Here is a 25018-nt window from a genome sequence, read left to right as displayed (position 1 = left end):
TCCAGAAATCGGGGAAGGTGAAGTGAGGTGAGGTGGAAAGGGCCGGGGTCCCATCGCGAAAGACCCCGGCCTGCTACGTCCCGAAGCCTTAGAAGGGCGAATCCGGGAAGTAGTAGTTTTCAGCATTTTCCGGCGTGATCAGCGTCGCACCGAGAATGTAGCGGCCGGCGACCGGACCATTGGACTTGAAGGCGGCAACCGTCTGGTCCATGGCGGTGGCGATCATTGCCGGCGGATAGAGAACGTCGACCGGAATAAGGGTATCGCCGTCCATGATTGCCTTGATGGTTTCCTTCATGCCGGCACCGCCAACGACGAACATGCCGTCGCCGTCACGGCCAGCCTGTTTCAGGGCGGCAACCACGCCAATGGCGATGTCGTCGTCCTGGGCCCAGACCGCGTCGATGTCCGGGAAGCGGGACAGGAAGTCCTGCATCACTTCAAAGCCGTCGTCGCGGTTCCAGTTGGCGTGCTTGTGGTCGAGCACGTTGATGCCGGAGCCTTCGATCTCGGCCATGAACGCGTCGAAGCGTTCATTGTCGATGACCGTCGGAATACCGCGCAGGATGACGATGTTGTCGCCGTCCTTCAGACGGGTCTTCATGTACTGGGCGGATACACGGCCCAGTTCCGGGTTGTTGCCGGCCACATAAAGGTCTTCGATGCCCGGCTGGCTGAGGCCGCGGTCGACGACCGTGATCCATGCACCGGATTTCTTGACGTTCAGCACCGGGTCGGTCAGCGGTTCGGATTCGAACGGCAGAACCACCAGGGCTTTGATCTGGTGAACGGAGACCAGGTCTTCCAGGGCACTTGCCTGTGCTTCCGGATCCGGCGAGTTCACCAGGATGAGATCGACATCCGGGTAAAGCGCCTCAAGCCGCTTTTCCGCTTGTTCCGCGTGCCAGTTCATGCCGGCTGCCCAGGCATGGGTCGGGGTCGGATAGCTGACGCCGATCTTGATTTTTTCCTGTGCAACCGCAGCGCCCGCAAAGGCCAGCGCACCGGTTACCGCGATCACTCCCAAAGCTTTCTTCATGAGCATTGCTTCCTCCTTCAATGCTGCCATCTGGACGCACCTCTCCCGTCCGGTGCGATCCGGTATTTGAATTGGGGACGGGTCCCGGTTCGGTTGAAATCAGGTCAGGGGCTTACTTGCTCTTGCGGAGCTTCCAGTCACTGCGCTGAAGAAACACTGCGACGATGATGATCAGGCCCTGCATGGTTCCATTCAGGTAATTCGAGATCACATCGGTGAAGTTCAAAATGTTGCCGATGGTGGTGAGAATGAGCGCACCAAGGATGGTGCCGCCGATCCGGCCATACCCACCCTTCAGCACCGTACCGCCGATAATGACCGCGGCGATCGCCTCAAGTTCCCACAACACGCCGGTGGACGCGGACGCCGAGCCGAGGCGGGGCACGTAAATGATGGTGGCAAAGGAAACGCACAGGCCCTGGATGACATAGGTAAGCGTCTTCACACGGTCCACGTTGATCGCCGAATATCTGGCGACAGCCTCGTTCGAACCGATGGCCGTGCAATAGCGGCCGAACGCGGTGCGGTTCAGCAGCAGCCAGCCGCAGATGGCAACCGCGATGAACACCCAGACAGGGAAGGGCAGGCCCAGAAACGTGTCGTAATAGACGGGCCGGTAGGTTCCGCGAATATCGAAGTTGAGCGACAGGGTGCCACCATCGGCAAAGTAGGTCACCAGCGAGCGATAGATGCCCATTGTGCCGAGCGTCACGATGAAGGCTTCGATCTTGCCCTTGGTGGTCAGGGCACCGTTCACCCAACCGGCCCCGATGCCCAGCACGATGGCAAGGCCGCAGCCGAGCAGAACTGTCGGAACACCGCTGCCCATGGTCTCGACGGCGTTGTTCATGATGATGATCATGACACCGGAAATGGCTGCCGCCATGGACCCCACAGACAGATCGATGCCTCCGGCGGTGATGACGAAGGTCGCCCCGACAGCAATGATGCCGATAAAGGCAGAGCGGGTCAGAAGGTTGGTCAGATTGCCTTCGCTGACGAAGGCAGGGTTCAGCAGAAAGCCGATGATGCAAAGGATCAGAAGGGCAACTGCGGGGCCAATCGTCTTGAAGTCTATGGAAGACCTCTTGGCCGGCTTGGCCGCTGTATCGTCAGACGCGGTCATCATGGTCAATGGAGTTCCTCCCGTTTCAGCCCGGCGGCGTAGCGCATGATTTCGTTTTCGTTGATGTGATCGCCGGTCAGAACGCCGGTGATATGGCCTTCGCGCATCACCACCACCCGATGGCAAATACCGATGATTTCCGGCATTTCCGAAGAGATGACCACGACCGAAACCCCTTCGGCGGCAAGGGCTGCGATGAAGTGGTAGATCTGTTGTTTCGTGCCGACATCGATACCGCGGGTCGGTTCATCGATGATGACGATCTTCGGATCGCATTCCATGATCTTGGCGAGCAGCAGCTTCTGCTGGTTGCCGCCCGACAGCTTGCCGACCGTGATTTCCTTGTCGCGGGCCCGAACGTCGAAGCGGCGGATGGCACGGTTGAGCGCGTCTTCTTCCGCCTTGCTGTCGAGACCGAAATTGCGGACGAATTTCGGCAGGGCGAACAGTGTCAGGTTTGGCCGCATCTTCTTGTCGAGAAGCAGTCCTTTTTCTTTCCGGTCCTTGGTGAGATAGGCCAAACCAAGGTCCCGTGCCTGCGCGACGGTCATGGGGCCGGTGTCGCGTCCAAAAAGCCTGATCGTTCCTGCTTCAAACGGGGCAAGACCGCAAATCGTCTCGAAAACTGCGGTCCTGCCGGAGCCGATCAGACCCGAAAAGCCCAATATCTCGCCCTTGCGCAGGCTGAAGCTGACGTTGTCGACGGACGGCGCACGCAGGTTCTGGACTTCCAGAACGAGCTCTGCATCGACGTCTGCCTCATGCATGGGCGGGTAGAGATCGGAAAGCTCCCGGCCAACCATCATCTGGGCCATCATATCCGGCGTCAGGTCGCTGGAGGCACGCGTGTCGATCCACTGACCGTCACGCAGGATGGTGACGCGGTCGGCAATCTCCTTCACCTCGTTGAGCTTGTGCGAAACGAACACGATGCCGACGCCGCTTTCTTTCAGCTTTTCCACCTGGCGGAAGAAAACCTGGGTTTCTTCCTCGGTCAGAACGGCGGTTGGTTCGTCCATGATCAGGATGCGGGCATTCCGGCTGACAGCCTTGACGATCTCGACCATCTGCTTCTGGGCGATGGTAAGGTCGGAAATGCGGTCGGTCGGGGAAATGTCGAGGCCGATCTCGTCCAGATACTTCCGGACGGTTGCCTGCATGGCCGCCTTGTCCAGAAAGCCGTTGGATTTGATCTCGCGGCCGAGGAACACGTTTTCCTCTACCGTCATCTGTTCGGCGAGGTTGAGCTCCTGGTGGATCAGCACGACGCCGAGTTTCTCTGCGCCGCCGTTCGCGGGCAGGTCGGTCTGCTTGCCGTCGAGACGGATCTGGCCGGAGGTCGGATCATGAAACCCGGAGAGGATTTTCATCAGCGTCGACTTGCCGGCGCCGTTCTCGCCGATCAGGGCATGAACCTCGCCAGGGCGGACGTCCATGCTGACACTGAACAGCACGGGAACCGGCCCAAAGGATTTGCTGATGTTCACGGCCTCGATGACCGCTGCCGGAGCAGTGGTGTCCACGCTCATTCTTGTTCCTCCCAAGGCGCCAAAGCCCTCTTCCTCAATGGCACCGTGCGTTTGATGTAAACGTTTTCATGGATCGTGTAAACCTTTACATTGGCCTCTGTAAACCTTTTCATTATGTGCAATGCGTTCTATACAGCGTAGATGGCGTTGCGATTCATGGACTTACCACGAGGCCGCACCGCAGCATGTCTGGAAATAGAAAATGAGCGAACCGGGCGAGCGGCCGGCGACCATTGAAGACGTTGCGAAACTGGCGGGCGTATCCATCGCGACCGTCAGCAGGGCCTTGCGCTCGCCGGAGAAGGTTGCCGAGAGCACGCGCAAGAAGGTTACGGCCGCCATTGCCCGAACCGGCTACACCGCCAATGCCATGGCGCAGAACCTGCGCATGCAGCGCTCGCAGATGGTGCTGGTGCTGGCGTCTTCCATTGCTGATCCAAACTTTGCCGGCATTCTGACAGGGCTGGAAAAAGCGGCAAACGACCGTGGTTATGGTGTCCTCATCGGCAACACCGAAGGTACCAGCGGACTGGAGCAGAACTACCTGCGTTTCCTGTCGACGGGCATGGCCGACGGGCTTGTCTTGCTGACAGGGCATATTCCGGTTGCCGGACAGCCACAAACACCGCTCACCAACCTGCCGCCGATCGTTGCGACCGAGCGTCCGGTCTCGAACCCCGAAATCAGTTACGTCGGCGTGGATGATGTCGCGGCCTCCAAGGTGGCGACCGAATATCTGATCTCCCTGGGGCACCGGCGGATCACCTATATTTCCGGCGGGCCCGCCGACATCCGCAGTGATCTGCGCCATTCCGGTTACTTGCAAGGCTTGAGAGAATCACCCGAGGCACTGCGCGACTGGCGCGTGGAGGGCGACGGCTCCAGCGAGAGCGGGCGTGCCGCCGTCGAACGGCTGTTCATCAAGGACGACCTGCCGACCGCTTTCTTCTGTTTCAACGACAACACCGCGATCGGGGTCATCTCGGCGCTTCAACTGCGTGGCTACCGCGTCCCGGAAGATTTCTCCGTGCTTGGTTTCGACGACATTCCCTTTGCCAACAATTTCACGCCCGGATTGACGACAATTCGCCAACCCCGGCAACATATCGGCGAAAAGGCCATGACAATCCTGCTTGATCGCCTTGCGAACCGGTCCCTGGAAACGCGCACTCATCTGCTCCACGGGGATCTCATCGTGCGCGAGAGCTGTGGTGGTATTTCCCGCAAGCTGAAGTGACGTGCTGTCGGCTTGATGCCAGTGCGCACTAGGCGCTGGCAGTCCTTCTGATCGCAGTCGATGATCCGATAAGCGTAAGCAACTGGTTCGTGACCGCCCTGGTTCCCATGTCACCGCCGAATTCCATCGGTCGCAACACGTTTTCCTGAAAGCCGGTGTCGACCGCGCCGTTGATCAGGTCTGCGGCATCGGCAAGGGAGGGCTTGTCCAACTTCTCGGCGAGATAGTCCAGCATCAGCGCAGCACTCAAGATCGCGGCCAGCGGGTTGGCCTTGTCTTCTCCCATGATGTCGGGGGCGCTGCCGTGGGCTGGCTGAAACAATCCGGTGGTGTCGCCGATCTCCCCACAGGCGGCCATGCCCATGCCACCCACCAGGCCACCGGCAAGGTCCGAAAGAATGTCGCCGAACATGTTTTCCATCACCAGAACGTCGAACTCCCAGGGCTTGCGCACCAGGTCGAGTGCTTGTGCGTCGACGTAATTGTAGCCGACAGGCACGTCGGCAAATTCCGATTTCACTTCGTCGAAAATCTGGCGGAAGAAGGCCAGAGAGGTGAACACATTCGCCTTGTCGACACAGGTGAGCCTGCCCGGATGGCCGCGCTCGCGCCTTTTGCGGGCAAGGTTGAATGCAAAGCGATGCAGCTTGGTGGTGGTTTTGCGCGTGATGCGCAAGACATCCTGCACTTCGTCATCATTGACTACGAGGCTGCGCTTGTGTGCCGCTGCAGAGTAGAACAGCCCTTCGGTAGATTCTCGCAGGATAACGAGATCGATACCGGCAGCGCGCGGATCGGCGAGCCTTTGCGGTGCGTTGGGATAGGCTTTGACCGGGCGAACACCCGCATAAAGCCCAAAGCGATCGCGCAGGCGCAAATGCGGCGAGATCTCCGTGCCGTTTGCATGCCGGATCGAGGGAAGGCCGATGGCCCCAAGGAAAATTGCATCGGCAAGCCCCGCGCGTTCCTCTCCGCCGTCTTCGATGTCGAGGCCAGTCTCCTTGAAGTAACCCGCCCCTGCCTGGATCTCGTCATAGCGGGGCGCGGGTTCTCCCGTGTGCTTCAAGGCTGTTTCCAGCACGGCAATGGCTGCTTCCGCCACATCGACGCCAATACCGTCACCTTTTATCAGGGCAATTTTCATGGGACTGTTCCTCAAATCCAATCAACGTCGTAGCGCTCGACGATCCGGGCGATCTGGTCCGGATTGAGCGCCGTTGCGGCAGTGCCGCGAAGCAGAAGGGCAAGCCTGGCTGTTGCTTCCAGCTCTTCCATGGCATGGACGGCGGCAGCCAGATCCCGGCCGGCAACAACGGGCCCGTGGTTGGCCAGCAGAACGGCAGAACGACGGCCTGCAAGTCCTCGGACCGCGTCTCCCATTGCCGGATCTCCCGGCACGAAAAACGGCAGAAGCTTCACCTTGCCGAGCTGCATGATCCCGTAGGCCGTCAGGGGTGGCAGAACGTTGTCCGGATCGATCTCCGGCAACAGGGAAAGTGCGACCGAGTGACACGAATGCAGATGCACGACCGCACCTGCCGAATGGCGGGTCTCGTAAAAGGCCGTGTGAAGCGGGATTTCCTTCGTCGGCCTGTCACCCGAAAGCAGTTCGCCCTGGACAGAAAGATGGCTGATCCGGGCCGGGTCCAGAAACCCCATGGAGGAGCCGGTCGGGGTAACGAGCAATGTGCCATCCGACAGACGAACGGAGAGATTGCCGGTCGATCCATGTGTCAAACCACGGTCGAACATCGATTTTGCCATTAGGCAAATCTGTTCGCGGGTGGTTGCGCTTTCGCTCATCGGCTTGTCTCCAGAACGCTGAGCGCCTCGGAGAAGAAGTTCGGGCCACCGAAGTTGCCGGATTTCAGCGCCAGCGCCAGCGGCTGACCGCTCACCTTGAGCGCGGGAACACCCGGCGCAATCTTCGGACCGATATCCAGCGTGTTTGCCCCGAGACCGGAAACAACGGCCCCTGACGTTTCGCCGCCGGCGACCACCATTCGGCTGACACCGGCGTTGAACAGCGACGCCGCCAGATCGGAAAAAAACTCCTCAATCGCCGCCGCGCTTTTTTCCCTGCCGTGTTTTTGTTGGGCAGCACCCACCACCTCCGGGTCGGCGGAGGAATAAAGCAGGGGCGAAGCGTCCTGGCGAAGTACCCAGCCGGCGATTTCCTGCACCGACAGTGTCTTCGCCATGATGTCGTCGACAGTCAGTTCACGCGAGGGGGCAATGGCCTTGTAGCGCGCGACCTGGGCGCGAGTTGCCATTGAACACGAACCAGACAGAACCACGGCGTTGCCCGAATGTCCGGTCCAGTTCGCTGCCGCAGGCGCGTGGCCAAAGTTCTTGGGCAAGCCGAGGGCTATGCCCGAGCCCCCGACAAGAAGCTTTCGCGCGGCGATTGCCCGCCCAATGGTCGCAAGATCATCGTTGCGGATTGCATCCACAATCACCATCGACTTGCCGTCGGCAGGGCAGGCGAGGTTGATTGCGGCCGGACCATCTGCCACGTGATCGAGGGAGACATGACCGACTGCCCAGGACGTCTGACGAGCCAGCACCCGCCGGATGTCCGGGTCGCCCATTGGCGTCAACGGATGGTGGCGCATGCCGCTTTCGCTCAAAAGCCTGTCTGCGACGAAGAGATGTCCCTGGTAGATGGTTCGTCCGTTTTCCGGAAAGGCCGGGCAGACGATCACACATGTCTCGCCAAGCCTGTCGGCAAGGGCTTCCGCCACCGGGCCGATATTGCCTTCGTCGGTCGAATCGAACGTCGAACAGATCTTGAAGACAATCTGCTTGCATCCCTGAGCGGTCAGCCAGTCGCAGGCTCGCAGAGACTGGGCAACTGCCTCTGCAGCTGGGATCGTTCGGGACTTCAGGCTAATGATGCCGGCGTCCACCGACGCAAGTGCCGGAACATCGGGTACACCGACATATTGAGCCGCCGTCATGCCGCCTTCCGACAGCATCAATGCAATGTCGGAGGCTCCGGTAAAATCATCCGCGATCACGCCCAGATTCATGAGCGGATCCCCTTGAGCGGACCACGGTCGAGACGGAAAATGTGGTTCGGGCCGTGTTGCGGAAAGAGCGTTCGCACCAGGGGATCATGTCCCGGCACAACAAGATCTATCGAGCTGGCAAGGTGCTGAATGGTTCCAAAACCATCCAGCATGTCCTGCATGTCGACCACGATCGGGAACGGTTTGGCTTCCAGGAAATTCTCGTAGTAGTGGGCTGCGTCGGAAGCCAGGCACATCCAGCCGACTTCTGTCAGTACACGAACCGCCTGCAATCCCTTGCTGTGCCCGCCAATGCGATGAACTGTAAGTCCTTCCCGGACTTCGCCATCTCCTTCATGAAAGATTACCCGGCCAGAGTAGAGCCTTTGCACAGCTTCACAGACATGGTCCGCGGTGTAGGGAGCCTTCATCGCGCCCTGGCACATGCAGGGACCTGTGGCGAAAGCCATTTCCGCTGCCTGCAGATGGATGGTGGCATTGGGAAAATGCTTCAAGCCGCCCGCGTGGTCATAATGCAGATGGGTGACGATGATGGTCGTCACAGCCTCAGGTACAATGCCGAGAGGGGCTAGGGCCTCTACCGGATTGAGCCGGACAGGACGGCCGCGCCGCGTACCTTCCTCGCCGTCGTAACCTGTGTCGACCAGAATGATCTCGTCCTGCCGCCGCAGCACCCAGATGAAGTAATCCATCTCGTGTGGCTGGTCGTGGTTGTCGTCGAACAGGAAACTGTCCTTGCGCGTGCGCGCATTCCTGTCGGCATATTTGACCGCGAAAACCTGCCAGGGGCTCATGAGGCCACCTTCGCGTAGGTTCGGATCGTTTTCTGCGCGATCATCCCGGCAACCTTTGCATCGAACGACTTGAAGTGAGGGGTTTGCAGGTGCGCCTGAAAGGCGTCGGCATCGTCATAAAGTTCATAGAGAAACACATCGCCGGGGCGATCAGGGTCGGTGCAGACGTCGAATTTCCTGCATCCGGGTTCGTCCTTCAGGGACGCTTCGGCGTTTGCGATCATGAGCGGCAGAAAATCCTCCACCGCCTCGGCCTTGATCTGAAACACCACCGTTACGGCATACATGTTCTTCTCCTCAGCGGAACAGGTTCACCATACCCATCGACAGGAAGGGTATGTAAGTCACGGCGAGCAGGGCGGCGATTGCGGCTATGTAGAGCGGTGCCATGTTGCGGGCGATCGACAAAACACCGACGCCGGATATCCGCGAGGCAACATAAAGCGTTGCGCCAACCGGAGGTGTGAACAGGCCGACGGCCACATTGCAGGTCATGATCACACCCAGATGGACCGGGTCGACACCGAAGGCTTGCGCGGTCGGCAGGAACAGCGGTGCCGTCAGCAGGATTGCAGGAACCGGATCGAGAACGAGACCGAGGACCAGAAGCACGACATTGACCAGCAACAGGAACATCCAGGGTCCGGTTGAAAACGCCTGCACGAAACCGACCAGGATCTGGGGCATCTGTTCAAGCGTGATCAGCCAGCCAAGGACTGTCGTTGCACCGATCACGACCATCACCACCGCGCTGGTGACGAAGCTGTCGATAAGAAGACGCGGCAGATCGCGGAGTTTGAAGTCCCGGTAGACAACAGTTGTGACGAACAGGCCGTAGACGACGGCAAGGGCCGCGGCTTCCGTAGGGGTTACCCAGCCGGTGAATATGCCGCCGAGGATCACGATCGGCATGAACAGGGCAGGGGCGGTACCGATGAAGGAACTGGTCAATTCCTTGAAGGTCGTGGTGCGCCCACCGGGGTCGCACTTGGTGGTCTTGCCGACATAATAGCAAACCGCCATGAACAGGGCGCCAAACAGAATGCCGGGAACCATGCCACCGAGAAAGAGATCGGCAACCGAAACGTTGCCGACAAAGCCGTAGATCAGCATCGGAATGGATGGTGGGATGATGATGCCGATCGTCCCGGCTGCAGCCACCAGACCGGCGGCGAAGGCGGTGTTGTAACCCTCGCGGGACATGTTCTTGATCATGACCGAACCGATGGCTGCACTGTCGGCAATGGCCGAACCCGAAATGCCGCCGAAAATCATGGAGGCGCCGACGACGACCATGCCGAGCCCGCCTGCCATGAAGCCGAAGGCAGCCCTTGCAAAGCCGATGATGCGCAGGCCGACACCGCCGCGGCTCATCATTTCCCCGGCGACGATGAAGAGCGGGATCGCAAGGAAGTGGTTCGGCTCCACCCCGCCGATAAAATTCAGGAACAGCGCCTGCAAGGGGTAACCGAGGTCAAAGACGATGATCGGCAGGACAGCGGTGATCAGAATTGCCCAGACCAGCGGAATGCCGATGAAAACGGAGGTCAGGAAGACCGCAACAACGAAGATCAGGATCATGAGAGGGCCTCGCCGCCATCTGAGTGCGCTGCATGAGGAACGACAGGATTTTTGAGGTCGTAGACCATGTTGAAGAGATGGAAGATCAGGGTCAGTGTCATGCCGGCTGGCATGGACGCGTAGAGCAGCCCGACAGGCCAGTAGAGAACGGTTGTCTTCTGTGCCCAGGTGTGGACCGAGATATTGACACCGGTGTAGATCAGGCTGAGCAGCAGGACGACGATGATCACGTCGATTGCGATCGACAAGACACGTTGACCCGTCAGCGGCACCAGTTTCTCGACAACTTCGGTAACGCGCATGTGCGCGCCCCGGGCAACCGCTGCCGCACAACCGATGAAGGTGCTCCAGAGCAGCAGGAAGCTGGTCACTTCCAGCGACCATGCGAGGTCGAAGCCGGCGAAGCCGCGAAGCCAGGCGTTGCAGAACACCAGGGTGACGATCGAAAAGCCGCCGAGCGCCAGGCATATATCGACCAGGTGACTGAGCCAGCGAAGCGCAGCCGGATAGTGATCTCGGTAATCCAAGGGTCGTCTCTTCTTGAAAAGGGCCGGAACCGCCGCGTGACGTGCGGTTCCGGCAGTTGAGCCCCGGAGCACCCTGCGTTCTTTCGAACGCCGTTCGGCGCTCCGACCCACAAGAAACGATCAACTGTTGAACGGGCAACCGGCTCGATCACCCGTGCGTTGATCTCGTTGCCTGATCAGTTCTGGGCCGGGAGTTTTTCGCGGATCGCTGCAGCATCCGACAGGATCTGGTCCACGGCTTCCTCGCCGTAGACATCCTTGGCCTTTGCGTAGACCGACTGCACCGCCTCGCGGAACGGCGCGATATCGGGAACGCTGACCGTGGCGCCGGATTCCTGCATTTCCGTGAGTTGGCTTTCGACCGAACTCTTGACGAGGTTCCGGCTGAAGGCTGCGGAATCGGCTGCAGCTTTCATCACGGCTTCCTTGTCTTCGTCGGAAAAGGACTGCCAGGTCTTTTCGGCCACCGTCAGGGGCAGGGGGCTGTAGACGTGGCGTGTCAGCGTGATGTAGGGCGCAACTTCATAGAACCGCAGTGACTTGATGGTGTCGACCGGGTTCTCCTGGCCGTTGACGATGCCCTGCTGAATGGAAATGTAGACGTCGGTAATCGGCATGACGACTGTCTGGAAACCGATGGCTTCCATCGACCAGCGGATCATGTCGTTCGGGAAGACGCGCATTTTCATGGACTTGGCGTCTTCTGGCGAATTCAGCGGTTCGTTGGTGGTGAAGCTGCGGAACCCGGCTTCCCACGTCGACAGTACCCGGAAACCCTTTTCCGGCAGCTTGGCGAATTCTCCCTGCAGCCATTCGGAATTGTCATAGAGTTCCCAACCCTGCTCGTAGGTGTCGACCAGGAACGGCATGGCCGTGAGGTTCAGCGTCGGCATGTGCGTGGCGTAGCTGCCCGTGGCCGAGACCGTGAAGTCGATGCCGCCAAGCTGCAGCAGTTCAATGGCTTTCGGATCGTTTGCGAGCGATCCGGACGGGAAGATCTGAACTTCGTAACGGCCGTCCGTATATTCCGCGACCTTCTCCGCAAACAGTTCTGCAGCCTGCTGACGGGATCCGCCAGGGTTGTCCGTATGGCTGAATCGCAAGGTTTCGACAGCCTGCGCGCCGCTCATGCCCATTGTGAGAATTGCCGCGCTCATCAGCAGGCGGCTCAAGGATTTCTTATCAAGCATTTCAATCTCCTCCCACGGCCGCTCCAAGGCCGTATCAATTTACACATTCGATTGCGTATACGCTAACCAATCCCTTGTCAACGACGCTAATGTCGACTATCAAAAATCCGATGATGGAATTGCCGCTTCGAAACAGGGAAAGCCTTCGGGTCTTCTGCCGATTTCAGAAGTGTGCGGGAGGACGAAAAAAGATGAACGAAGGCTCTGCAAAAGACCTGGGCGTCTCGGACACGTTACGCGTTGCCTGTCTTGGAGCGGGCTACTTTGCCCAGTTTCACTATGATGCCTGGCGCAGGGTCGAACGGGTTCGGCTGGTCGGTTCCTGTGATCAGGATCCCGCGAAGGCGAAGGCCACTGGACTGACTGCCTTCAGTGATCTGGAGTGCATGCTGAAGATGGCGAAACCCGATCTGCTGGACATCATCACGCCACCGCCGACGCATTTCAGCGCCATCGAGCTTGCCATCCGGAAGGGGGTGAAGACGATCATCTGTCAGAAACCGTTCTGTACCTCGCTCGAGGAAGCCCGGAAGGCAACGAAGCTGGCAGAAGAAGCCGGCGTGATCATCGTCATCCATGAAAACTTCCGCTTCCAGCCCTGGTACCGGACAATCCGACAGGCTCTGGAACGGCAACTGCTTGGCGATTTGCTTCAGGTAACTTTCCGACTGCGCACAGGGGACGGGCAGGGGCCGAAGGCCTATCTGGACCGGCAGCCGTATTTTCAGGAAATGCCCAGGTTGCTGATCCATGAAACCGGCGTTCACTGGATCGATACGTTTCGCTACCTGATCGGCGAGCCCGAGGCGGTCTATGCGGATCTTCGCAGGCTCAACCCGGCCATCAAGGGAGAGGACGCCGGCTATTTCATTTTCGACTATTCAAACGGGGTGAGAGCGCTCTTCGACGGCAACAGACTTCTGGACCACGCCGCCGAAAATTGCAGAACCACACTTGGTGAAGCTCTGTTGGAGGGCACTCGGGGAACGCTGACATTGAAAGGCGACGGCTCGGTGCGCTTGCGCCATTTCGGCGACAAGGACGAAACTCTTCTGCTGGCGGCACAGGATTGGCCTGGCTTTGGCGGCGATTGCGTCAAGAATCTGATAAGCCATGTTGTAGACGGTCTCCTGGATGGAAAGCCGCTGGAAAACGAGGCGCGGAGCTACCTGAAGGTGATTGCAATCGAACAGGCCATCTATGAGTCGGACCGCAAGGGGCAGAAAATCCGGGAGTTTGACTGTGCTTGAGGCTCCGAAACAAAAGACCATCACCACCCAGGCCATGGAACAGATCCGCCAGCTCATTTTTGACGGTGAACTGGCGGCAGGCTCCGATCATCTCGAAAGCGAACTTGCCGACCGGCTTGGGATGTCCCGCACACCGGTGCGCGAGGCAACCTTGATGCTGGCCCAGCAAGGCCTTCTGGAGGTGCGACCACGCAAGGGTGTTCGCATCGCCACCTTGTCGTTGAAGGACATGGAGGAAATCTACGCCATCCTGACCGAACTGGAGAGTCTTGCTGCCGAAGAAGCCGCTGAAAAAGGCTATTCGGAAATGGATCTTGCGGATCTCAAGCAGGCGATCGAGGCCATGGAAGATGCATTGGAGCGTGAGGACCGGGAAGCCTGGGCGATAGCCGATGATGCCTTCCACACGGAGCTTGTCCGCCTCGGTGGAAATTCGCGTGTCCAGTCCATCGTCTCGATGATGTCCAATCAGGTACGCCGGGCACGCGCCATGACGCTTTACATTCGCCCGCTGCCGGTCAAGTCCAACGAAGACCACCGGGCGGTCTTCGACGCAATCCGCAAGGGTGACGCCCAGGCGGCACGCCAGCGCCACCATCTTCATCGCCAGGATGCCCGCGAGGTGCTGATCGAGCTTCTGAAAAAGCACAAGCTGTTTCAGCTCTGAGCTTCACTCGGATGTATTTCTCTCGTCAGGCTCAACGATAACGGCGTAGGAGGGGTGGCAACAGGTGGCAGTGCCTATCCGCCTTGCCAGACCTTGATCGCCTCGACCGGGTAGACCAGCATCAGAACGTTCAGCGTCAGATTGTCCTTTATCACCCAGAGTGCAAGCAGTTCGAAGGCAATCCCGACCAGGATCGTGATCCAGACCGGCATGCGCCAGGCAAAAAAGAAGCCGGCGAGCATCCAGAGAATATCGAAGACGGAATTCAGGACACTGTCACCGGTGTAACCAACGGCAATGGTCGCTTCGCGGTACCGGTCGATGATCCAGGGGCTGTTCTCGACGATTTCCCAGGCTGCTTCGATGAAGATCGCTCCGAGCGCGCGCTCACCGACGGAACTGCGTCTGAAGACCAGCCACAGGAACAGATAGAACAGGAAGCCGTGGATGATATGCGAGGGCGTGTACCAGTCGGCGATATGTTGCGAGGAACCGGCGACATCGCTGGCCGGTGTCCACAACAGGACATAGCCGCAATCACAGATCGGGATCCGCCCCATGGCGAGAAGGATGGTGGCGGTGACGGCGATCATCGCGATGCCGACGATCAGGCATTTGCGGTTGCTCACGGGGCTGAGTTCCTAGTCGGAATGAAAAGAGGGATTGGGAGAGCGGAAACTTTGCTCGCTTCTATTGAAGATTTTTCAAATATATTTCGAGCCGCTTGGTGCAATGTACGGTCTTGAGTTCGATTTCGTCATACGGCAGGTTACAGATATTAATTTTGAAGCCCGTCTGACTTTTGTATAAACCACAATCGCATAACCCAAGGTACTCGTTCGGATCTTCTGCACGAGTTTCTGCCATGACCTGCGCAAGCGACCTCTGAGCACGTGCTATTTCCTTCAATTCTTTTGCAGGTACTTTCTCGTCAAGGCAGTTGTAAACCTCGCCATCGATACCGGACACAAGCACACCCTTGGAGGCAATCGGTTGGCTCGCGCGGGCTTTTGCCACCATTTCAATAGTGTTGATCCACGTTAAGGGGCACGTCGAACTTGCGATCGTTTGGCTGAAAGCAGGTTTTGATAAAATGCCCAGCGCTATCCATAGTCCGACAACAAACGAAAATACTGAGATGGCGACCGAACACCTAGCAATGTGAAATGTCATTTGTTGCCCTAATCAAATACCAAACAATTGGTTTTATTCCCTTCAATGCCACTTGTCATATTCGCGCTGGAAATTTTGCAGGATTCTCTCTATGACCTTGCGCCAACGAAACAACAATCCAACCGGCTCTGAGATTTAAGTTGCGCCCCGGTTTTCCCGGCGCGTTTGCGCGGCTCGCCAGACCGGAAGCGGATCAGGAGATCTTCATGACTGGCCTAAACGGCACGGCGCCTTATCAGTCCCGGCGCACCTTTGCGATTATTTCACACCCGGATGCCGGTAAGACGACCCTGACCGAAAAGCTGCTGCTTTCAGGCGGCGCGATCCGGGCGGCGGGCCAAGTGCGCGCCCGCGGCGAACGCCGCCGTGCAAGGTCCGACTGGATGAAGATCGAGCAGGAACGCGGCATTTCCGTCTCGTCTTCCGTCATGACGTTTGAGCGCAAGGGCATCGTCTACAATCTGCTCGACACGCCTGGCCACGAGGACTTCTCCGAAGATACCTATCGCACGCTGACTGCGGTCGATGCGGCCATCATGGTGATCGACGCTGCAAAGGGTATCGAAACACAGACCCGCAAGCTGTTCGAAGTCTGCCGCCTGCGTGACATTCCGATCATCACTTTCGTCAACAAGATCGACCGTGAAGGCCGGCATGCGCTGGAGATTCTGGACGAGGTACAGGAGGCACTGGCTCTCGACGTCTCTCCGCAGACATGGCCCGTCGGGATGGGCTCGGACTTCTTCGGCGTCTATGACTGGCAGAAGAAGAAATTCCACACGTCCGACGGCGAGCGCGGTGGTGCCTTTACCCAGACCAAGGACGTTTCCGGTCTTGATGACGAGGTCCTGACCGGCACCGTGTTCGACCGGATCATGGATGAACTGACCGAGAACGTCGAACTGGGTGCGGAAGGCTACGCCGAATTCGACAAGGAAAGCTTCCTGGAAGGTCACCTGACGCCGGTTTTCTTCGGCTCGGCGCTGCGCGACTACGGCATCGAGGAAGTGCTCGATTTCATCGCCGACTTCGCCCCGCCGCCGCATTCGCAGCCGGCGACCGGCGGGCGCACAATCATGCCGCAGGAAGACAAGGTCACCGGCTTCGTCTTCAAAGTGCAGGCAAACATGGACCCCAAGCACCGCGACCGCATTGCCTTCGTGCGCCTGTGCTCCGGCACCTTCAAGCGCGGCATGAAGCTGAAGCACGTTCGCGCCGACAAGCAGATTGCCGTCTCCGCACCGATCTTCTTCTTTGCCGAGGAACGGGAAATCGCCGACCTTGCCTATCCGGGCGACGTCATCGGTGTTCCCAACCATGGCCAGTTGCGTGTTGGCGACACCCTGACCGAAGGCGAGAACATCCACGTCACCGGCCTGCCGGCCTTCGCACCGGAAATCCTGCGCCGCGTACGCCTGTCCGACACCATGCGCGTCAAACAGATGCGCCAGGGCCTTCAGGACCTGGCAGAAGAAGGTCTGGTGCAGATCTTCAAACCGGATCTCGGCTCCAACTGGATCGTCGGCGTGGTCGGCGCACTGCAGCTTGATGTCGTGGTGGATCGGCTGAAGGCGGAATATGGCACTGAAATCGGCTTCGAAGCAGTGCCTTACACCACCGCCCGCTGGATCGAAACAGACAGCCAGACCCTGCAGAAGATGCTGGAAGGCCACCGCATGTCGATCGCCAACGACCGTGACGACAAGCCGGTGTTCCTGTTCAAGAACGCCTGGGAAATCGGTCACGTAACCGAAAAGTTCCCGGACGTGAAATTCCGCGAAACCCGCGAGATCGTCTACGAGGCGTAACCGGAAAATCCAGCTCCAGCCTTTTTCCCTCCACTGAACCTCAGTGTCATTGAGCTGGGGCGACCTCAGGGGCTGAGAGGAATGAGCATGGGCGCCGGACCACCTGGTTGGCCTCAGCCTTCATCCGGGGCTTTGCCGCGCCCCACGAACCGTGCGCTGTCCACGGGGGGGCTATGTTATCTCGCTTGGGTTTTTCACAAGAAACGATTTCGAGTTTCAGAAGTTGGCTCGTGACTAATGCGTATTCATGAAAGTTGTTTTGAGGATAATTTATTGTAATTTTTAACGGTGATTGTCTTTCAGGTCGAGTATTTGTGAAATATTTGGCTAAGTATTGATTTTAAATAATATTTCTTGTGTTGATAGTGCTCAAAGGCTTCTCTAGGATACTTGCAGCTGCCGGAATATAGGTATTCCAGCTGGAATGCAGCTAAGAGAGCGAATAAGCAAGTGCGATACGAGCCTGTCGGGCATGGTTCGCCGCCGCTTCAAAAGGCCAAGGGCGAAGCGCAAGCGGTAGAAATCCGCCGTCTGTCCAAGCCGTTCTGGATAACCGTGATCATCAGCGCGGTGAGCCTGATGGCGTTTGTGTCGTTCCTTTCCTGGACCCTTGACCGAAATTCCATCCGATCTTCAGAACATATTTTCACGGCTATGCTTGGCGATCGCTCCGATCATCTGGCGGACATCACGCTTGAGTACGGCTATTGGAACGACGCGGTCGAAAACCTTGTCGAATCCTTTGACATGACCTGGATACGGGAAACCTTTGTCGACTACATGCAGGAAGAACTGCAGATCGACGGGATCCACCTGCTGGATGGCAACAACCAGCCCAAGGTTCATGTGGTGGAAGGCAAGGTCGCCAATACGGACTTGCGGGTTCGCTATGGGCCTTCGATGAGCGTTCTGATTGCCGATGCCCGAAATACGCCGCAGGATGAGGCGCCGGTTCCGGCAACAGGTCTGGTTGGGAACCTTGAGACGCTTTACCTCGCCAGCGCTGTTTTGCTGACGTCCTACACAGAGGACAGCGACACCAGTACCGATCATGTGCTGGTCTTCGCACGGCCTATCAATGCCTCAGTCCTGGCGGATATGGCGGAGAAATATCACTTGCCCGGTCTTGGGTTGGCGCAAATACCCCCGGCCTTCTGGCAGGCTGGATACGACATTGAGACCGTGGACAGGCGGCACCTCGGGTTTTTCGTTTGGAACCCGGAACTGGCCGGATTTCGGATGTTGCCTCTTCTGGCCCTTGGGGTGCTGGTGGTTTATCTCGGCATGTACTTGTCAGCGCGCATGTTCTTCCACCGTGCAACAGATACGGTCCGGGCGCTTGCGGAAGCCAAACACCAGGCGGACAAGGTCAAGGAACTGCTGGCCAATCAGGTCAGGAGCGACCCTCTGACGGGGTTGGGCAACAGGCGATTGCTGGATGAAAAGCTGGCGCTCCTGCAGGACGTCAAGCCGTTGGCGGACGGTCACGCGCTGCTCTATGTCGACCTTGATCGGTTCAAGGAAATAAACGACACCTACGGCCATGAAACAGGGGACCTGGTACTTTTGCATGTCGCGGAAGCTTTGACCGGCCTTGTCAATGCGGACGACACGGTGGTTCGGCTGGGCGGGGATGAGTTCGTCATTGTGTTCGGCAGGGCACGGCGCGAGCGGGTGCTTTCGGCAAGCCGGGCGATCGTGGAACAGCTCAGCCGGCCGGTGAACCTGGACGGTGCTACCTATACCTTCGGAGCCAGTGTCGGCGTCGCTTTTTCGCACAAGCCTTCGGAACTGCTTCGCCAGGCGGATGTTGCACTTTATTCGGCGAAACGGCGGGGCAGGGCACAGGTCGCGGTCTATTCTTCCGACCTGCTGGATTTCCGGCATGTCCCCATTCAATCGGCAGCTCAGCCAGGCTGATAGGAAAAGACCGGCCAGAAGGCCGGTCTTGAACGTCAGGAGGCTTTCGCTGGCGGCAATTCGATATCGATGCCGAGCGTGGTGACGTCACCGGTCCTATCCATTTCGAGACGGACGGAGTCCGGGTCGATCGCAACGCGCTTTGCCACGACGGCAAGGATGTCTTCCCGCAGACTTGAGATCAGGACCGCGTCGGAGCCGTCGTCGGCCCGTTCGTGCGCCAGCAGAATTTGCAGCCGGTTCTTGGCAACAGAGGCACTTTCACCTCTTTTGCCAAAGAGGCTCAGGATGTTCATGCGGCCCTCCCCTTGAAGAACTTGCCGAACAGGCCCTTCTTTTCCTCAGGGATTGTGACCGGGATATTTTCACCCAGCAGACGGCGCACGGCCTCGGTATAGGCCTTTGCGGCAGGCGAATTTTCGTCCGACAGCGTGATCGGCAGTCCGACGTTCGACGCTTTCAGCACGTCCTTGCTTTCCGGCACGACGCCGATGAGCGGCACGGAGAGAATGTCGACGACATCGTCGGTTGCCAGCATGTCACCGGTCTTGGCACGCTCGGTGTCGTAACGGGTGATCATCAGGTGCTTCGGCATCCGGCCGCCGTCTTCGGCAATCTTGGTCTTCGCGTCGAGCAGGCCGATAATCCGGTCGCAGTCGCGTACGGACGACACTTCCGGGTTGGACACGATGATGGCCTCATCCGCATGGCGCATGGCCAGCGTCGCGCCGCGTTCGATGCCCGCAGGGCTGTCGCAGATCACCCAGTCGAAATACATCCGCAATTCGCTGATGACGCTGGCAACGCCCTCTTCGGTCAATGCGTCCTTGTCCCGGGTCTGGGAGGCCGGCAGCAGGTAGAGGTTGTTCAGCTTCTTGTCGCGTACAAGCGCCTGTTTGATCGAAGCTTCGCCGCGCACCACGTTGACGAGGTCGAACACGACCCGCCGTTCCGCACCCATGATCAGGTCGAGGTTGCGCAACCCGACGTCGAAGTCGATGGCGCAGACCTGGTAGCCTTCTTTGGCAAGCGCCGAGGCGATAGCTGCGGTGGTGGTGGTTTTGCCCACGCCGCCCTTGCCTGACGTGACCACAACGACAGTAGCGTTGCTCATGGTGTTCGTCCTGTTTTTGTTGTCAGTCCGGCGGCCTTCTGCAGCCGGCCCTGTGGTTAGTTCAGCTCTTCAAAGACGAGGGTCTCGTTTTCGAAGCGGATCTGCGCAGGTGCGTTGCGCAGGGCGCCATCGAAATCGTCCGCGACCTTGTAGAGCCCGTTGATGGAAACCAGCTCCGCATCCAGCTTGGAACAGAAGATACGGGCGCTATCCTTCCCTGCGACACCGGCCAATGCACGTCCGCGCAAGGCGCCGTAAACGTGTATCGAGCCACCGGCGATTATTTCGGCGCCGGAACTCACGGAGCCGATGACAGTTACGTCGCCTTCCGGATGCAGGATGCTCTGGCCCGAGCGCACCGGTTCGGTAATCACGATGGAAGATCCGCTTGCGATGCTGGCCGGCGAGGTTTCCCACGCTTCCGGTTCGACATCGCTGTCACCGTTTGCCTTGCTCACCTTGGCTTTGGGCTCAGCGGCTGTCTTCTTGGACTTTGCAGTTGTGTTCCTGGCCGAGCCATCTGCGTCCTTGGCGTCCGGCTTTTCGGTTTCAGAACCGTTTCCAGCCACGGCCGAAGCGTTCGCAGGGGTCGGGACATCCACGTCGGACGCCAGACGGCCACCGGAAAAACTCGGCGGCATGCCGGCTTTCAGGCGTGTTCCGGCGACACCGTCGATTCCCATCACCCGGATCGAGCGTTCGGCAAGTTCGGCGAGAAGCTGTTCCAGCTCTTCAATCGGAATCTTGGTTCCCCGAACGTCCAGAATGATGGGCCGATCGATGAAAAATCCCGGCGAGCGTTCGATGATCCGGTCGATTTCACGGAACCAGTCCGCGAAGGGCGGTTCCGGGCTCAGAACGATGGCAATGAAGGATTTTCCCTTGAACTTCATCAAAGAGTCCGGCGGCACAATTGGTCAGGTTGATTTGGTCGGATAAACCTATCATTAACCGAACCGGACAATCGGGCAGGCGACCGTTTTCCACCGATATCAATTTTCATCAGATATTTCAGATAATTGGCTCTTCCACCTAGTGCGCTGGTCAATTGCAATGGGACCCTCTTGCCAAAAATACCAAGAGAACCGCCAAGAATCGCGGCATTGCGTTGCTGCCCGCCTGCTTTGCCGGCGCATTGGTTAACTCAATTCCCGTAAAGAACTGGATTTTTGCCATATTGCAGTGCAAAATGTAGGTTCTGGTGTTTGGGGCGCAGAGCGTCTTGGGGAAAAAATGAGTAACTTCAGTGATATGATGACATATCTCGGTCTCGATACGAGTGAGGCTGCGATGGTGCTCAATGTATCTGAAGATGAAATTCTTCGCTGGTGCAATACGAGCGAGGCTCCTCCTATCCATATCTGGCAGGGCCTTGTGCGCATGCTCGACGAAATCCGCCTGTCGGCCGAGGAAGCCGCCAAATCGGCCGATCTCGATCATCTGGATGCAACGGACCTCAACCGGATCAACCTGATGGTGCCTGGCGGAACCACGTCGGATCTTGCAGGCCCGAAGCGGGCCGCAACTGCGCTCGCGGTCGCGACACTGGCACGGGTCTTCGTTTGATCTGAACCGAGCCTTCGGTTCGGTTCGCGCCTGCTCAGGCAGGTGCGTTGAGCTGCATCCCGATCTTTTCGGCCAGTGCTTCCGCATCCACCGGCTTGGGCAGCTTCGAAAAACGTTCCGGAAATCTGTCTGAAAACTGGTCGTCCTGTGGCAGATGCCCCGAAACGGCAACGACCCGGCAATCGGGGTGCATATCAAGAGCTTTCGCCACAAGGTCCCAGCCCGAGTGACCATTGTCGAGCTGCAAGTCCGTCACCATGATCGAATAGGGCATGTCGCGGCCAATCCTGACCTTGGCATCCTCAAAACAATGCTCTGTCGTCACCTTGTACCCGAACCTTGTCATGAGGTCCGATATCGCAGCTGCCGACCTCCGGTCGTCATCAACCACAAGAGCGTGCCCGATCCCGTTCCCGGCCACGGTCTCGACAGAATGGGCGGTTTGTCCACGAGGCTGCTGGGGAAAGGTCAACATTACGCAGGTTCCGCGCCCCGGCTGCGATGCAATGTGGATGGTGCCGCCTGACTGGTGCGCGAACCCGTGCACCATGGACAGCCCTAGGCCCGTGCCTTCACCGTTTGCGCGGGCGCTGAAGAAAGGCTCTGCGGCCTGGCGCAACGTATCTGCATCCATGCCGCAGCCATCATCCTTCACCGAGAGCGAGATCGTCCCGTCTGTCTGCCGCGTCACGGCAATTTCGATATGTCCTTGGTCTTCGATGGCCTGTCCTGCATTGACGCACAGGTTCAAGATGGCGCTTTCCAGCTGGCCGGGGTCGATCCGCGCATGCATCGGGCCTTCGTCGCACCTGATCGTCAGCGTTACGGTTTCGGGCAGGGCCATCGACAACAGGTCTTCCATGCCTTCCGCAATCACGGCGATATCGGTTTCGATGGGGGCGAGGTGTTGTTTGCGGGCGAAGGCCAGAAGCCTCTCGATCAGCGAAACACCGAGTTCGACGGCATCGTTGATCCTTGCCTTCAGCACGGAGGCCTTGGGGGTAAGCTCGCCCTCCAGCATGTGAAGATTTCCGGAGATCGTGGACAGAATGTTGCCGAAGTCATGGGCAACTTCGCCTGTCACCTTGCCGAGGCTTTCCACTCGCCGGATTTCTTCCAGCCGTTCGTCGATCCTTTTGCGTTCCGTCGTTTCGGAAAACAGCCAAACCGAGCCGCCGTCGGGCAAGGCCGACTGGCGCACTTCCAGCACACGGCCGGTGGTGTCGGCGTATTCGCCAAATCCGGCTCGGTCGTTTTCATTGGCGCGGCGTTCGAACGGTGACTTTTCCAGAAGTTCCGGCAAAGTCATGCGTTTGCCGCGGCCAGCCCTTTCAAGGCGCAACAACTCCCGGACACGATCATTTTCGGCCAGGATCTGCCCGGTTGGCGACAGGACCGCGACACCGTCGCTTATGTTCTGGAAAACGGTGATGAAAAGCTCGTTTCGACGCCAGACTTCCCTGGTTTTCCGTTCCAGGCGCAGGGCGTTGGACCGGAACTTGCGGAAGGCTTCGGACAACTGCCCGATTTCGTCCGACGAGCTTGCCTTCTTGGGGAGCCGAGCCTTCAGGTCTCCAGCCGCCAGCCGCCGCATGACTGCGGTGATCTGGTGCAGGTTGCGAACCACGTAGCGGGAGACAAAAAGGGCGGAGCCGATGGCAACAATCAGGCTGATACCGGTCAGGACAAGAATGACGGCCTTCGCAAAGGTAATGCTGGTCGTTGTCTTGTCGCGTGAATCGCGAAGCCGCAGCTTTGTGTCCGTCACCTTCTGAAGGGCGTAGGCGTTCACCTGCGCGAGCTCGGTGCGAATACGGAAGAGTGCGTTTTCGGCATCGAGCTTGGCGGCGAGGCTGGCATAACGCAGCGAGAACAGGTCGCCCCGCCGCATCACGGCGTCATCGACCTCGGCCAAGGCTGTGAGCACGGCGGCAGGGGCATTGGAAGCAATGTCCTGACGGATACGCCGGAAGCTGCTTTGCTGCTCGCCGACCTTGATCAGCTCCTGACTGCGCAACGCACCGATGGCCGCCATGACCAATTGCTGCAGGGCTGACCAGTCCTGACGGTCCTCAGGCGATTGGTCCCGAGACTGTGCGAGCCTCCTGAAGCGTTTTTGAAGGCGCTCCAGATCCTGATCGATCAATGCGAGTTCTGCAGCGTTCCTGCCTTGCGGAACCATTGCGCGGGCCAGATCGGTGATCGCGACCCGGATGCGGGCAAGAGGCCTGATGAGGTCGGGATCGCCACCACCCAGTGTCTCGATGTGATCAAGCGTTGCGAGAATTCGTTCGGCCTCGCTTTCCAGTTGGAAGCTGGGGCTGAGCGTCATCAGAAAGGGCGCGGAGGCGGCCAGTTTCGAAGCGTTGCCGGAAAGTTCCAGGGCGTCGGAAACGTCGCTCAAGGTCTGGTCGTGAAATGTGCCGAGCTGCTCTTCAGCGCTGTTGAGAGTGATGAGGGCAATGGCCCCGACAACCATGACCACGACAAGAAGCAGGCCGATGGAGGAAAGCAGCAGCGAGCGGATGCTGGGCTGGCGGAGCCGGGACGTGCTCATGGTCCGTCCGCCTGCAGGACGAAGATGTATCCCTGTGCGCGGCGGGTCTGCAGATGAACGGGCTTGGACGGGACATTCTCGATCTTGCGGCGCAACCTCAGGATCAGGACATCGATGGTCCGGTCGACATAGCGCTGCATGTCGCTGCCGATCTCGCGCATCAGGTCCGTGCGGGGAATGATCCGGTCCGGGTTCTTCACGAAATATTCCAGGAGGACATATTCCGCATTGGTCAGCGGAATCTCGTCGCCGTTGCCGTCAAGCAGTTCCCTGCGTTTCAGGTTCACCCTCTTGTCGCCGAAGATGATCTCCTGATCCTTGCCGGCTTTCGCAGCTGAAACGCCATGCCCGTAGCGTCGCAGAACCGCGCGGATGCGGGCGACGAGTTCGCGCGGATTGAACGGCTTCATCAGGTAGTCGTCAGCGCCTGTCTCAAGGCCGATGATCTTGTCGATCTCGTCGCCCACACCGGTCAGCATGACGATTGGAAGCTCGCTGGTTTCGCGAATGTGAATGGCAAGGGTCAGACCGGATTCGCCCTTGAGGCGCAGGTCAATCAGCGCGAGGTCGAAATCCTGGGGACTGCCGGCCGCCTTGAAGCCGTCGCTGTCCTGAAACGCAACCGGTTCAAACCCGCTTGCCTCCATGAGAGCAGACAGGGTTTCGCGCACATCCGCGTCATCATCGATGATGGCAATCACCGGTCTTGTCGCGCTTGCATCCATGCCGTCGCTCTCTTGCACCTTCATGAGCTGTCTAACACAAGGACCAGGTTGCGAGACCAGAATCTCGTTACAATTGTTTCACCCGCCCATGGGCGGTTGTAACACTGTTAACAAAATAGGGCTGTCCAACAGCTTCTGTTAACACTTCGCCGCTCGTTTTCCCTCGCCACATCCCGCTAGGCT

The 25018-nt window shown here is 58.6% G+C and carries 24 protein-coding genes; 6 read left to right on the top strand and 18 right to left on the bottom strand.

The genetic code is table 11. From position 1 onward, the window contains the following. Positions 1–88 precede the first annotated feature (88 nt). The 3 genes from FIU93_RS26415 to FIU93_RS26405 form a co-directional block, all read right to left on the bottom strand. Positions 89–1069, bottom strand: coding sequence for a substrate-binding domain-containing protein (locus FIU93_RS26415; protein ID WP_022999995.1), 981 nt, complete (start codon positions 1067–1069; stop codon positions 89–91). Positions 1070–1151: 82 nt separating this feature from the next. After that, entirely contained in the window at positions 1152–2168 is a 1017-nt protein-coding gene (locus FIU93_RS26410; protein ID WP_022999996.1) for an ABC transporter permease, read from the bottom strand. A gap of 2 nt (positions 2169–2170) precedes the next feature. Then, positions 2171–3694 (bottom strand): sugar ABC transporter ATP-binding protein, encoded by a 1524-nt coding sequence (locus FIU93_RS26405; RefSeq protein WP_055658470.1) that lies wholly within the window; start codon positions 3692–3694, stop codon positions 2171–2173. A gap of 202 nt (positions 3695–3896) precedes the next feature. On the opposite strand from FIU93_RS26405, the gene FIU93_RS26400 reads away from it, so the two are divergent. After that, entirely contained in the window at positions 3897–4931 is a 1035-nt protein-coding gene (locus FIU93_RS26400) for a LacI family DNA-binding transcriptional regulator (RefSeq protein WP_062489638.1), read from the top strand. 28 nt (positions 4932–4959) lie between these two features. On the opposite strand, the gene FIU93_RS26395 is transcribed toward FIU93_RS26400, so the two are convergent. The 8 genes from FIU93_RS26395 to FIU93_RS26360 form a co-directional block, all read right to left on the bottom strand. After that, on the bottom strand, positions 4960–6075 hold the full coding sequence (locus tag FIU93_RS26395) for an isocitrate/isopropylmalate family dehydrogenase (protein WP_152507224.1): 1116 nt from the start codon (positions 6073–6075) through the stop codon (positions 4960–4962). A gap of 11 nt (positions 6076–6086) precedes the next feature. Continuing rightward, positions 6087–6734, bottom strand: a complete 648-nt coding sequence (otnC, locus tag FIU93_RS26390; RefSeq protein ID WP_023000000.1) for a 3-oxo-tetronate 4-phosphate decarboxylase — start codon at positions 6732–6734, stop codon at positions 6087–6089. After that, complete coding sequence (gene otnK, locus FIU93_RS26385; protein WP_152507223.1) at positions 6731–7963, bottom strand: 3-oxo-tetronate kinase; 1233 nt, start codon at positions 7961–7963, stop codon at positions 6731–6733. The genes otnC and otnK overlap by 4 nt, the downstream gene beginning before the upstream one ends. After that, positions 7960–8757 carry an N-acyl homoserine lactonase family protein gene (locus FIU93_RS26380; RefSeq protein WP_152507222.1) on the bottom strand — a complete coding sequence of 266 codons (798 nt, stop codon included), beginning with the start codon at positions 8755–8757 and terminating at the stop codon, positions 7960–7962. The genes otnK and FIU93_RS26380 overlap by 4 nt, the downstream gene beginning before the upstream one ends. Further along, on the bottom strand, positions 8754–9044 hold the full coding sequence (locus tag FIU93_RS26375) for a putative quinol monooxygenase (RefSeq protein ID WP_152507221.1): 291 nt from the start codon (positions 9042–9044) through the stop codon (positions 8754–8756). Before FIU93_RS26375 ends, FIU93_RS26380 begins: the two co-directional genes overlap by 4 nt. Positions 9045–9054: 10 nt before the next feature. Further along, positions 9055–10338, bottom strand: coding sequence for a TRAP transporter large permease (locus FIU93_RS26370; RefSeq protein WP_023000004.1), 1284 nt, complete (start codon positions 10336–10338; stop codon positions 9055–9057). Further along, positions 10335–10865, bottom strand: a complete 531-nt coding sequence (locus tag FIU93_RS26365; RefSeq protein ID WP_055658483.1) for a TRAP transporter small permease — start codon at positions 10863–10865, stop codon at positions 10335–10337. The genes FIU93_RS26370 and FIU93_RS26365 overlap by 4 nt, the downstream gene beginning before the upstream one ends. A gap of 176 nt (positions 10866–11041) precedes the next feature. Then, positions 11042–12055, bottom strand: coding sequence for a TRAP transporter substrate-binding protein (locus FIU93_RS26360; protein WP_023000006.1), 1014 nt, complete (start codon positions 12053–12055; stop codon positions 11042–11044). A gap of 191 nt (positions 12056–12246) precedes the next feature. Here FIU93_RS26360 and FIU93_RS26355 point away from each other — a divergent pair, with 191 nt between their 5' ends. Further along, positions 12247–13305, top strand: coding sequence for a Gfo/Idh/MocA family oxidoreductase (locus tag FIU93_RS26355; RefSeq protein WP_075281222.1), 1059 nt, complete (start codon positions 12247–12249; stop codon positions 13303–13305). After that, complete coding sequence (locus FIU93_RS26350; protein WP_077290473.1) at positions 13298–13972, top strand: GntR family transcriptional regulator; 675 nt, start codon at positions 13298–13300, stop codon at positions 13970–13972. The genes FIU93_RS26355 and FIU93_RS26350 overlap by 8 nt, the downstream gene beginning before the upstream one ends. A 74-nt stretch (positions 13973–14046) precedes the next feature. Here FIU93_RS26350 and FIU93_RS26345 read toward each other — a convergent pair whose 3' ends face one another. Next, on the bottom strand, positions 14047–14601 hold the full coding sequence (locus FIU93_RS26345; protein WP_152507220.1) for a DUF2585 domain-containing protein: 555 nt from the start codon (positions 14599–14601) through the stop codon (positions 14047–14049). A gap of 61 nt (positions 14602–14662) precedes the next feature. After that, positions 14663–15145: a hypothetical protein gene (locus FIU93_RS26340; RefSeq protein ID WP_152507219.1), complete on the bottom strand. Its 483-nt coding sequence runs from the start codon at positions 15143–15145 to the stop codon at positions 14663–14665. A gap of 206 nt (positions 15146–15351) precedes the next feature. On the opposite strand from FIU93_RS26340, the gene FIU93_RS26335 reads away from it, so the two are divergent. Next, on the top strand, positions 15352–16953 hold the full coding sequence (locus FIU93_RS26335; RefSeq protein WP_031268973.1) for a peptide chain release factor 3: 1602 nt from the start codon (positions 15352–15354) through the stop codon (positions 16951–16953). Positions 16954–17403: 450 nt separating this feature from the next. After that, positions 17404–18873: a diguanylate cyclase gene (locus FIU93_RS26330; protein ID WP_152507218.1), complete on the top strand. Its 1470-nt coding sequence runs from the start codon at positions 17404–17406 to the stop codon at positions 18871–18873. 35 nt (positions 18874–18908) lie between these two features. Here FIU93_RS26330 and minE read toward each other — a convergent pair whose 3' ends face one another. Genes minE through minC form a run of 3 tightly spaced genes read right to left on the bottom strand, consistent with a single transcriptional unit; the run spans position 18909 to position 20880 of the window. Further along, positions 18909–19169, bottom strand: a complete 261-nt coding sequence (gene minE, locus FIU93_RS26325; RefSeq protein WP_023000012.1) for a cell division topological specificity factor MinE — start codon at positions 19167–19169, stop codon at positions 18909–18911. Further along, positions 19166–19987: a septum site-determining protein MinD gene (gene minD / locus FIU93_RS26320; RefSeq protein ID WP_006939389.1), complete on the bottom strand. Its 822-nt coding sequence runs from the start codon at positions 19985–19987 to the stop codon at positions 19166–19168. The genes minE and minD overlap by 4 nt, the downstream gene beginning before the upstream one ends. 56 nt (positions 19988–20043) lie before the next feature. Further along, positions 20044–20880: a septum site-determining protein MinC gene (gene minC / locus FIU93_RS26315; protein WP_023000013.1), complete on the bottom strand. Its 837-nt coding sequence runs from the start codon at positions 20878–20880 to the stop codon at positions 20044–20046. A 340-nt stretch (positions 20881–21220) separates the two neighbouring features. On the opposite strand from minC, the gene FIU93_RS26310 reads away from it, so the two are divergent. Further along, the gene (locus tag FIU93_RS26310; protein ID WP_139314017.1) at positions 21221–21553 is read left to right on the top strand and encodes a hypothetical protein; all 333 of its coding nucleotides are present in this window, start codon (positions 21221–21223) and stop codon (positions 21551–21553) included. A gap of 34 nt (positions 21554–21587) precedes the next feature. Here the strand turns inward: FIU93_RS26310 and FIU93_RS26305 are convergent, their stop codons facing one another. Continuing rightward, on the bottom strand, positions 21588–24110 hold the full coding sequence (locus tag FIU93_RS26305) for an ATP-binding protein (protein ID WP_152507217.1): 2523 nt from the start codon (positions 24108–24110) through the stop codon (positions 21588–21590). Continuing rightward, complete coding sequence (locus FIU93_RS26300; RefSeq protein ID WP_023000016.1) at positions 24107–24859, bottom strand: response regulator transcription factor; 753 nt, start codon at positions 24857–24859, stop codon at positions 24107–24109. Before FIU93_RS26300 ends, FIU93_RS26305 begins: the two co-directional genes overlap by 4 nt. Between the last annotated feature and the right edge of the window lie 159 nt (positions 24860–25018).

Source organism: Labrenzia sp. THAF35, assembly GCF_009363595.1.
GTDB lineage: Bacteria > Pseudomonadota > Alphaproteobacteria > Rhizobiales > Stappiaceae > Roseibium > Roseibium algicola.
Note: the sequence above shows the minus strand (reverse complement) of the source record. Positions and strands in the feature narration are given on the sequence as shown.

Coding starts and splice junctions, on each gene's coding strand:
- FIU93_RS26415 (WP_022999995.1), bottom strand. CDS start 1,069: ATGGCAGCATTGAAGGAGGAAGCAATGCTCATGAAGAAAGCTTTGGGA.
- FIU93_RS26410 (WP_022999996.1), bottom strand. CDS start 2,168: ATGATGACCGCGTCTGACGATACAGCGGCCAAGCCGGCCAAGAGGTCT.
- FIU93_RS26405 (WP_055658470.1), bottom strand. CDS start 3,694: ATGAGCGTGGACACCACTGCTCCGGCAGCGGTCATCGAGGCCGTGAAC.
- FIU93_RS26400 (WP_062489638.1), top strand. CDS start 3,897: ATGAGCGAACCGGGCGAGCGGCCGGCGACCATTGAAGACGTTGCGAAA.
- FIU93_RS26395 (WP_152507224.1), bottom strand. CDS start 6,075: ATGAAAATTGCCCTGATAAAAGGTGACGGTATTGGCGTCGATGTGGCG.
- otnC (WP_023000000.1), bottom strand. CDS start 6,734: ATGAGCGAAAGCGCAACCACCCGCGAACAGATTTGCCTAATGGCAAAA.
- otnK (WP_152507223.1), bottom strand. CDS start 7,963: ATGAATCTGGGCGTGATCGCGGATGATTTTACCGGAGCCTCCGACATT.
- FIU93_RS26380 (WP_152507222.1), bottom strand. CDS start 8,757: ATGAGCCCCTGGCAGGTTTTCGCGGTCAAATATGCCGACAGGAATGCG.
- FIU93_RS26375 (WP_152507221.1), bottom strand. CDS start 9,044: ATGTATGCCGTAACGGTGGTGTTTCAGATCAAGGCCGAGGCGGTGGAG.
- FIU93_RS26370 (WP_023000004.1), bottom strand. CDS start 10,338: ATGATCCTGATCTTCGTTGTTGCGGTCTTCCTGACCTCCGTTTTCATC.
- FIU93_RS26360 (WP_023000006.1), bottom strand. CDS start 12,055: ATGCTTGATAAGAAATCCTTGAGCCGCCTGCTGATGAGCGCGGCAATT.
- FIU93_RS26355 (WP_075281222.1), top strand. CDS start 12,247: ATGAACGAAGGCTCTGCAAAAGACCTGGGCGTCTCGGACACGTTACGC.
- FIU93_RS26340 (WP_152507219.1), bottom strand. CDS start 15,145: ATGACATTTCACATTGCTAGGTGTTCGGTCGCCATCTCAGTATTTTCG.
- FIU93_RS26335 (WP_031268973.1), top strand. CDS start 15,352: ATGACTGGCCTAAACGGCACGGCGCCTTATCAGTCCCGGCGCACCTTT.
- minE (WP_023000012.1), bottom strand. CDS start 19,169: ATGAACATCCTGAGCCTCTTTGGCAAAAGAGGTGAAAGTGCCTCTGTT.
- minD (WP_006939389.1), bottom strand. CDS start 19,987: ATGAGCAACGCTACTGTCGTTGTGGTCACGTCAGGCAAGGGCGGCGTG.
- minC (WP_023000013.1), bottom strand. CDS start 20,880: ATGAAGTTCAAGGGAAAATCCTTCATTGCCATCGTTCTGAGCCCGGAA.
- FIU93_RS26310 (WP_139314017.1), top strand. CDS start 21,221: ATGAGTAACTTCAGTGATATGATGACATATCTCGGTCTCGATACGAGT.
- FIU93_RS26305 (WP_152507217.1), bottom strand. CDS start 24,110: ATGAGCACGTCCCGGCTCCGCCAGCCCAGCATCCGCTCGCTGCTGCTT.
- FIU93_RS26300 (WP_023000016.1), bottom strand. CDS start 24,859: ATGAAGGTGCAAGAGAGCGACGGCATGGATGCAAGCGCGACAAGACCG.